The sequence below is a fragment of the Streptomyces mangrovisoli genome, from assembly GCF_000974985.2.
GTDB classification, from domain to species: Bacteria; Actinomycetota; Actinomycetes; order Streptomycetales; family Streptomycetaceae; genus Streptomyces; species Streptomyces mangrovisoli.
The window spans coordinates 45,352-53,742 of record NZ_LAVA02000048.1 but is presented as its reverse complement, the minus strand read 5'-3'; the positions used below and the strand labels follow the sequence as shown (position 1 = coordinate 53,742).

The 8,391-nt window shown below is 72.0% G+C and carries 5 protein-coding genes; 3 read left to right on the top strand and 2 right to left on the bottom strand.

Features of this window, described 5'->3' with window-relative positions:
* Positions 1 to 43: 43 nt before the first annotated feature.
* Positions 44 to 502: an Rv3235 family protein gene (locus WN71_RS21335; RefSeq protein ID WP_046590645.1), complete on the bottom strand. Its 459-nt coding sequence runs from the start codon at positions 500 to 502 to the stop codon at positions 44 to 46.
* 329 nt (positions 503 to 831) lie between these two features.
* Between WN71_RS21335 and WN71_RS21330 the strand changes: the two genes are divergently transcribed.
* Positions 832 to 1,344, top strand: coding sequence for a DUF6912 family protein (locus tag WN71_RS21330; protein ID WP_046590648.1), 513 nt, complete (start codon positions 832 to 834; stop codon positions 1,342 to 1,344).
* 95 nt (positions 1,345 to 1,439) lie between these two features.
* Positions 1,440 to 2,105: an HAD family hydrolase gene (locus WN71_RS21325; protein ID WP_046590650.1), complete on the top strand. Its 666-nt coding sequence runs from the start codon at positions 1,440 to 1,442 to the stop codon at positions 2,103 to 2,105.
* Positions 2,106 to 2,194: 89 nt separating this feature from the next.
* On the opposite strand, the gene WN71_RS21320 is transcribed toward WN71_RS21325, so the two are convergent.
* Positions 2,195 to 2,761 (bottom strand): DJ-1/PfpI family protein, encoded by a 567-nt coding sequence (locus WN71_RS21320; protein WP_046590652.1) that lies wholly within the window; start codon positions 2,759 to 2,761, stop codon positions 2,195 to 2,197.
* A 635-nt stretch (positions 2,762 to 3,396) separates the two neighbouring features.
* Here WN71_RS21320 and WN71_RS21315 point away from each other — a divergent pair.
* Positions 3,397 to 8,331, top strand: a complete 4,935-nt coding sequence (locus WN71_RS21315) for an NAD-glutamate dehydrogenase (RefSeq protein WP_046590654.1) — start codon at positions 3,397 to 3,399, stop codon at positions 8,329 to 8,331.
* The last annotated feature ends 60 nt before the right edge of the window (positions 8,332 to 8,391 follow it).

The window sequence follows — 8,391 nt, the reverse complement described above, 5'->3', positions numbered from 1 at the left end:
CTCCCGGGCCCCCAGGCCCCCTCCCGGGCCCTCTCGTGCCCCCTCAGGCCCCTCGGGCGGTCTCCGGGCTGCGGGTGGACGGGCCGCCCAGTTCGACCGCCGTGCAGCGCCAGCGGAGGTCCTCGCCCTGTTCCAGGCGGAAGGCCAGCGCCCGCAGCCGCTCGCCCGCGCCGATCCGGGCGAACGCCTCGACGGCGCCCCGGCGGGGGACGTAGTAGCCGATGTCGCGGACCACGGGACGGGTGCCGCGGGTGCGCAGCGGTCCGTGCTCGGCGAGGCGCGCCAGGTCGTCGTAGGCGCTGCCCGCGGTGTGGCCGAGCATCCAGTGCACCGGGCGCTCGCCGCTGAGGACGGCGAGGAGGCGGTCGGCGAACAGGTCGGTGGGACGGGGCCGGGCCGGCACGGCGGGCGGGCGGCCGCCGCCGGGGCGCCGGGAGTCGCGCCGCCCCGGCGGGCGGGACCCGGCCGGGTGCTGCTGGGCCCTGGTCATGACCTTGTTCATGGATGTCCCCGTTCGCTGAGCCGGATCGGATACCAGGCGGTAACTTGGCGGTGTGGATCTTGTACGGCGTCGGGGACGGCCGGGGCAAGGAAGCGCCGGGCCGTGCCGGGGGCCCGGCGGAATTCACTTATCAGGGTGACGCGGGTGGTGCGGAGGCCGGGAGAACACGGGCGTCACCGGGTGAACGGAGGTTCGCCGGATGGACGCGTCGGCGGCCCCGGGCACGGACCCGAAAGGGGACGCCCGCACGTATCCTGAAGGCCCTTTTGCCGCAGTGCGCGGCGCGCGGTGCACGACGTTCGCGCAAACGACTAGGAAAGCGGCCAGCCATGCGTGTCTACGTCCCCCTGACGCTCCCCGGGCTCGCCGAGGCGCACAAGACGGGCGAGCTGGGGGCGGGACCGTTCGTCGCGTACGCCGTCACGCCGGCCCTGCGCGAGTGGTACCTCTCGGACGACATCGAGGAGCTGGAGTACGCGGCGCTGAGCCGCGCGGCACTGGCCTCGCTGCGCCTGCTGGCGGCGGACGCGGACGCGCCGCGGCGCCGGGTGGTCGTGGCCGTCGACGTGCCCGACGGCACCGCGACGGCCGACCCCGACCGCGGGCTGGACCCGGCCGCCCTCGGCGAGGTGCGGGTCGCCGGCACGGTGGCGCTGGCCAAGGCCGCCGCGGTCCATGTCGACCTCGAGGACGCCGAGCGCGACGTGACCGCGGCCGCGGCGGCGCTCCCGGCGGCGGACGGCGGGGACGACGACGCGCAGTTCGTCGTCGACGGCGCCGAGGACCACGAACTGCTCTGGTACGCCACGCAGGAGATCCCCGGCCTGGTCGGCCTCGGCTGAGGGCCGGCCCCGCGTCGGGCCTCGGCTGACGGCCGCCCCCGGGTCCTCACCTGCGGTTCCCTTGATTGTCAGTGGGGCCGGGTACGTTGTCGGGCATGGGGATGCAGCAAGCGGCGCACATCGTCTGGGACTGGAACGGGACCCTGTTCCACGACAACGACGCGATCATCGTGGCGACGAACGCGGCCTTCGCCGAGCTCGGCCTGGAGCCGATCACGCTGGAGCGCTACCGCGCGCTGTACTGCGTGCCGGTGCCGAAGTTCTACGAGCGGCTGATGGGGCGGCTGCCCACGGACGCCGAGTGGATCGTCATGGACGAGATCTTCCACCGGTACTACGCCGAGCAGCGGGCGCGCTGCGCGCTGACCACGGGCGCGACGGAGCTGCTCGACGGGTGGCGGTCCGCCGGCCACAGCCAGTCGATCCTCAGCATGTACCAGCACGAGGAGCTCGTGCCGCTGGTACGGCGCCTCGGGATCGAGGCGCAGTTCATACGCGTCGACGGGCGGACCGGGCCGTCCGGGGGCAGCAAGGCCGAGCACATGGTGCGCCATCTCGGCGGGCTGGCCGGCGTGGACCCGGCGCGCACGGTGGTCATCGGGGACGCGGCCGACGACGCGGTGGCCGCGCTGCACGTCGGGGCGCGGGCCGTGCTGTACACCGGCGGCTCGCACAGCCGCGCGAGCCTGGAGGAGGTCGGCGTGCCCGTGGTGGACACGCTGGCGGAGGCGGTCGAGGAGGCCCGGCGGCTGGCGGTGTGAACCGCTTTCCGGCCATCCACACCGCCCCGGTCCGGCCCCCGGTCCGTCCTCGGTCCGTCCCCGGTCCGGTCTTCGGTCCGTCTCCGGTCTCAGGTGACGGGCGCCTTCGCCCGCAGCACCGTCAGGAACTCCCGCATCCACGCCGAGTGGTCCGGCCACGCCCGCGCCGAGACCAGCGTGCCGTCGACCACGGCCTCCGCGTCCTGGAAGGTCGCCCCCGCGGTCTGCATGTCGAGCTCCAGTGCCGGATAGGCCGTGACGCGCCGCCCGCGCAGCGCGTCGACCGCCGCGGTCAGCAGCGGGCCGTGGCAGATCTGGGCGACCGGCTTGTCCGTGTCGAAGAACGACTTCAGGATCTTGCGCAGCTCGGGGTCGTTGCGCAGGTACTCCGGGGCGCGTCCGCCCGGGACGACGAGCGCGGCGTACTGGCCGGGATCGACCTCGGAGAAGGCGAGGTCGGCGGGCCAGGTGTAGCCGGGCTTCTCGGTGTAGGTGTCGAAACCGGGTTCGAAGTCGTGGACGACGAACCGCAGCTTCTTGCGTTCGGGCGCCGCGATGTGGACCTCGTAGCCCTCCTCGCGCAGCCGCTGGTAGGGGTACAGGACCTCCAATGACTCCGCCGCGTCGCCGGTGACGATGAGGATCTTCGCCGTCATGCCGCGCTCCCCTCGAACTGCCTGGATCGAATGGACCTGTCTGGACCGGTCGAAACCGTCGGACCGCCGGACCCGGCCGGACCGCCGGATCGTCGGGCCCGTCCGGACGGCTGGGGCCGGATCGCCTGACCCGTCCGGACCGCCGGATCGGAACGTGCCGACATGAGCAACCTGCCGCGCCGGATACGCCGCCGCAACCCCGCGTGCCCCTGTGCAGACTGTCAAAGTTCCCCCCTCGGTTTTGTACACATACGGCTCATGACGGGCCCCCGGTCGGGGGCGATAGCCTGGTGGCGTGATCAGCGCGATAGGTCGCGGGGGCACTGTCGCCCCTGCTCTGCGCCCGGTGAGCACGGACGACATCCGTGACCGGGCGTCGATCGCTGGTCCGCGCGGGCGGGACGGGGCCCTCAGAGCCCCCAGGACGCCGATCTCCTCCTTCGCCCGGACGTCGCCGAGAGCAGCGTCACATCCCTCGGGCGCGTCGAGAATGGCCGATAACCCCCCGCTCATCTCACCGTGCGGCATAGCGTCGGAGCGGACCGGACATCCCGGGCCGTGGCGTCGAGCCGCAGGGGAAGAGACCGTACTTCCTTCTACGTCACGCAACGGCGCGCGACAGGAGCCAGAGGACAATGCAGACCAAGCTGGACGAAGCCAAGGCCGAGCTGCTCGAGAGGGCCGCCCGGGTAGCTGAGAACAGCCCGGTCGGGGGGCGCCTACCGACCGGGACGACGGACGAGGGCACCCCGGACCGGGACACCGTGCTCGCGTTCCTCCAGCGCTACTACCTGCACACCGCACCCGAGGACCTCGGCGACCGTGACCCGGTCGACGTCTTCGGCGCCGCGGTCTCCCACTACCGACTGGCCGAGAACCGCCCCCAGGGCACGGCCAACGTGCGGGTGCACACGCCGACGGTCGAGGAGAACGGCTGGACGTGCAGCCACTCGGTCGTCGAGGTCGTCACCGACGACATGCCCTTCCTCGTCGACTCGGTGACCAACGAGCTCACCCGCCAGGGCCGCGGCATCCACGTCGTCATCCACCCGCAGGTCGTCGTCCGCCGCGACGTCACCGGCAAGCTCATCGAGGTGCTCAGCGCGCCGCCCGCGGGTGACCTCCCGCACGACGCGCACACCGAGTCCTGGATCCACGTCGAGATCGACCGCGAGACCGACCGCGCCGACCTCAAGCAGATCACCGCCGACCTGCTGCGCGTGCTGTCCGACGTCCGCGAGGCCGTCGAGGACTGGGAGAAGATGCGCGCCGGGGCGACCCGCCTCGCCGAGGAGCTGCCCGGCGAGCCGGTCCCCGGCGACCTGCGCGCGCAGGACGTCGAGGAGGCCCGCGAGCTGCTGCGCTGGCTCGCCGACGACCACTTCACCTTCCTCGGCTACCGCGAGTACCAGCTGCGCGAGGACGACTCGCTGGCCGCCGTGCCCGGCACCGGCCTCGGCATCCTGCGCTCCGACCCGCACCACGCGGTCGACGACGCCCACCCGGTCAGCCCGTCCTTCGAGCGGCTGCCCGCCGACGCCCGCGCCAAGGCCCGCGAGCACAAGCTGCTGGTGCTGACCAAGGCCAACAGCCGCGCCACCGTGCACCGCCCGTCCTACCTCGACTACGTCGGGGTGAAGAAGTTCGACGCCGAGGGCAACGTCGTCGGCGAGCGCCGCTACCTCGGCCTGTTCTCCTCGGCCGCGTACACCGAGTCCGTGCGCCGGGTGCCGGTCATCCGCCGCAAGGTCGAGGAGGTGCTGCACGGCGCCGGGTTCTCGCCCAACAGCCACGACGGCCGCGACCTGCTCCAGATCCTGGAGACCTACCCGCGCGACGAGCTGTTCCAGACCCCGGCCGACGAGCTGCGCGCCATCGTCACCTCCGTGCTCTACCTCCAGGAGCGGCGCCGGCTGCGCCTGTACCTGCGCCAGGACGAGTACGGCCGCTACTACTCCGCGCTCGTCTACCTGCCCCGCGACCGCTACACCACCGGTGTGCGCCTGCGGATCATCGACATCCTGAAGGAGGAGCTCGGCGGCATCAGCGTCGACTTCACCGCCTGGAACACCGAGTCGATCCTGTCCCGGCTGCACTTCGTGGTCCGCGTGCCGCAGGGCACCGAGCTGCCGCAGCTCAGCGAGGGCGACAAGGAGCGCATCGAGGCCCGCCTGGTCGAGGCCGCCCGCTCCTGGGCCGACGGCTTCGCCGAGGCGCTGAACGCCGAGTGCGGCGAGGAGCGCGCGGCCGAGCTCGCCCGCCGCTACGGCAGCGCCTTCCCCGAGGGCTACAAGGCCGACCACACCCCGCGCGCGGCCGTCGCCGACCTGGTGCACCTGGAGGCGCTCACCGTCGAGCAGGGCTTCTCGCTCAGCCTGTACGAGCCGGTGGGCGCCGCCCCCGACGAGCGCCGCTTCAAGATCTACCGCAAGGGCGACTCCGTCTCCCTCTCCGCGGTCCTGCCGGTCCTCAACCGCCTCGGCGTCGAGGTCACCGACGAGCGGCCGTACGAACTGCGCTGCTCGGACCGTACGACGGCGTGGATCTACGACTTCGGTCTGCGGATGCCCAAGTCGCTCGGCGGCGGCAACGGCGACTACCTCGGCGACGACGGCCGCGAGCGGTTCCAGGACGCCTTCTCCGCGACCTGGACCGGCAAGGCGGAGAACGACGGGTTCAACGCCCTGGTGCTGAGCGCCGGCCTGAACTGGCGCCAGGCGACCGTGCTGCGCGCGTACGCCAAGTACCTGCGGCAGGCGGGCTCCACCTTCAGCCAGGACTACATGGAGGACACCCTCCGCAACAACGTCCACACCACGCGGCTGCTGGTCTCGCTGTTCGAGGCGCGGATGGCGCCGGAGCGCCAGAGCGCCGGCCTGGAGATCGTCGACGCCCTCCTCGAAGAGGTCGACGCGGCGCTCGACCAGGTGGCGAGCCTCGACGAGGACCGGATCCTGCGGTCCTTCCTCACCGTCATCAAGGCGACCCTGCGCACCAACTTCTTCCAGAAGGCCGCGAGCGGCGAGCCGCACGCGTACGTCTCGATGAAGTTCGACCCGCAGGCGATCCCGGACCTGCCCGCGCCCCGCCCGGCGTTCGAGATCTGGGTGTACTCGCCGCGCGTCGAGGGCGTGCACCTGCGCTTCGGCAAGGTCGCGCGCGGCGGTCTGCGCTGGTCCGACCGGCGCGAGGACTTCCGCACCGAGATCCTCGGCCTGGTCAAGGCGCAGATGGTCAAGAACACCGTGATCGTGCCGGTCGGCGCGAAGGGCGGCTTCGTCGCCAAGCAGCTGCCCGACCCGGCGGCCGACCGCGACGCGTGGCTGGCCGAGGGCATCGCCAGCTACAGGATGTTCATCTCGGCGCTGCTCGACATCACCGACAACCTGGTGGCCGGCGAGGTCGTGCACCCCGCGGACGTGGTCCGGCACGACGAGGACGACACCTACCTGGTGGTCGCGGCCGACAAGGGCACGGCGACGTTCTCGGACATCGCCAACGAGGTCGCGCAGTCCTACGACTTCTGGCTGGGCGACGCCTTCGCCTCCGGCGGCTCCGCGGGCTACGACCACAAGGGCATGGGCATCACCGCCCGCGGCGCGTGGGAGTCCGTCAAGCGGCACTTCCGCGACCTGGGCACCGACACCCAGAGCGAGGACTTCACGGTCGTCGGCGTCGGCGACATGTCCGGCGACGTGTTCGGCAACGGCATGCTGCTCAGCGAGCACATCCGCCTGGTCGCCGCCTTCGACCACCGGCACATCTTCCTCGACCCCACCCCGGACGCGGCCGTCTCCTACGCCGAGCGCCGCCGCCTGTTCGAGCTGCCCCGCTCCAGCTGGGCCGACTACGACACGAAGCTGCTCTCGGCGGGCGGCGGGATCTTCCCGCGCACGGCCAAGTCGATCCCGGTCAACGCGCACGTCCGCGAGGCGCTCGGCATCGAGGGCGCGGTCACCAAGATGACCCCGGCCGACCTGATGCGGGCGATCCTCGGGGCGCCGGTGGACCTGCTGTGGAACGGCGGCATCGGCACCTACGTGAAGTCGTCCGCGGAGTCGAACGCCGACGTCGGCGACAAGGCCAACGACGCCATCCGCGTCGACGGCGCAGACCTCCGGGTCAAGGTCGTCGGCGAGGGCGGCAACCTGGGCCTGACCCAGCTGGGCCGGATCGAGTTCGCGGTGCACGGCGGCCGGATCAACACCGACGCCATCGACAACAGCGCGGGCGTGGACACCTCCGACCACGAGGTGAACATCAAGATCCTGCTCAACGGCCTGGTCACCGAGGGCGACATGACGGTCAAGCAGCGCAACAAGCTGCTCGCCGGGATGACCGACGAGGTCGGCGCGCTGGTGCTGCGCAACAACTACGCGCAGAACACCGCGATCGCCAACGCGCTCGCCCAGTCCAAGGACATGATCCACGCCCAGCAGCGGTTCCTGCGCCACCTGGTCCGCGAGGGCCACCTGGACCGGGCGCTGGAGTTCCTGCCGACGGACCGGCAGATCCGCGAGCGGCTCGCCCAGGGCCAGGGCCTGACCGGTCCGGAGACGGCCGTCCTGCTGGCGTACACGAAGATCACGGTCGCCGACGAGCTGCTCACCACCTCGCTGCCCGACGACCCCTATCTGCGCGGGCTGCTGCACGCGTACTTCCCGACGGCGCTGCGCGAGAAGTTCGGCGAGCAGGTCGACAACCACCCGCTGCGCCGTGAGATCACCACGACCGTGCTGGTCAACGACACGGTCAACACGGGCGGTACGACGTATCTGCACCGCCTGCGCGAGGAGACCGGTGCCTCGCTGGAGGAGATCGTGCGGGCGCAGACCGTGGCGCGGGCGATCTTCCGCTCGGCCTCGGTGTGGGACGCGGTGGAGGAGCTCGACACCAAGGTCGAGGCGATCGTGCAGACCCGGATCCGGCTGCACTCGCGCCGGCTGGTCGAGCGCGGCACGCGCTGGCTGCTGAACAACCGGCCGCAGCCGCTCCAGCTCTCCGAGACGGTCGAGTTCTTCTCGGAGCGTGTCGAGCAGGTCTGGGGGCAGCTGCCGAAGCTGCTGCGCGGCGCGGACCTGGAGTGGTGGCAGCAGATCTACGACGAGCTGTCCGGCGCGGGCGTGCCCGACGAGCTGGCCACGCGGGTGGCCGGGTTCTCGTCGGCGTTCCCGACGCTCGACATCGTCTCGATCGCGGACCGCATGGGCAAGGACCCGATGGACGTCGCCGACGTCTACTACGACCTCGCCGACCGGCTCGGGATCACGCAGCTGATGGACCGCATCATCGAGCTGCCGCGGGCCGACCGCTGGCAGTCGATGGCGCGCGCGGCGATCCGCGAGGACCTGTTCGCGGCGCACGCCGCGGTGACGGCGGACGTGCTCGCCGTCGGCAACGGCACCTCCACGCCGGAGCAGCGGTTCGCGGTGTGGGAGCAGAAGAACGCCGCGATCCTCGGCCGGGCGCGCACGACGCTGGAGGAGATCCAGGGCTCGGACGCGTTCGACCTGGCCAACCTGTCGGTGGCGATGCGCACGATGCGGACGCTGCTGCGCACGCACATGTAGGGCGTACGCAGCCGGGGTGGCGCGCGCCAGGTGTGCGCGCCACCCCGGCTGCACGGCGCA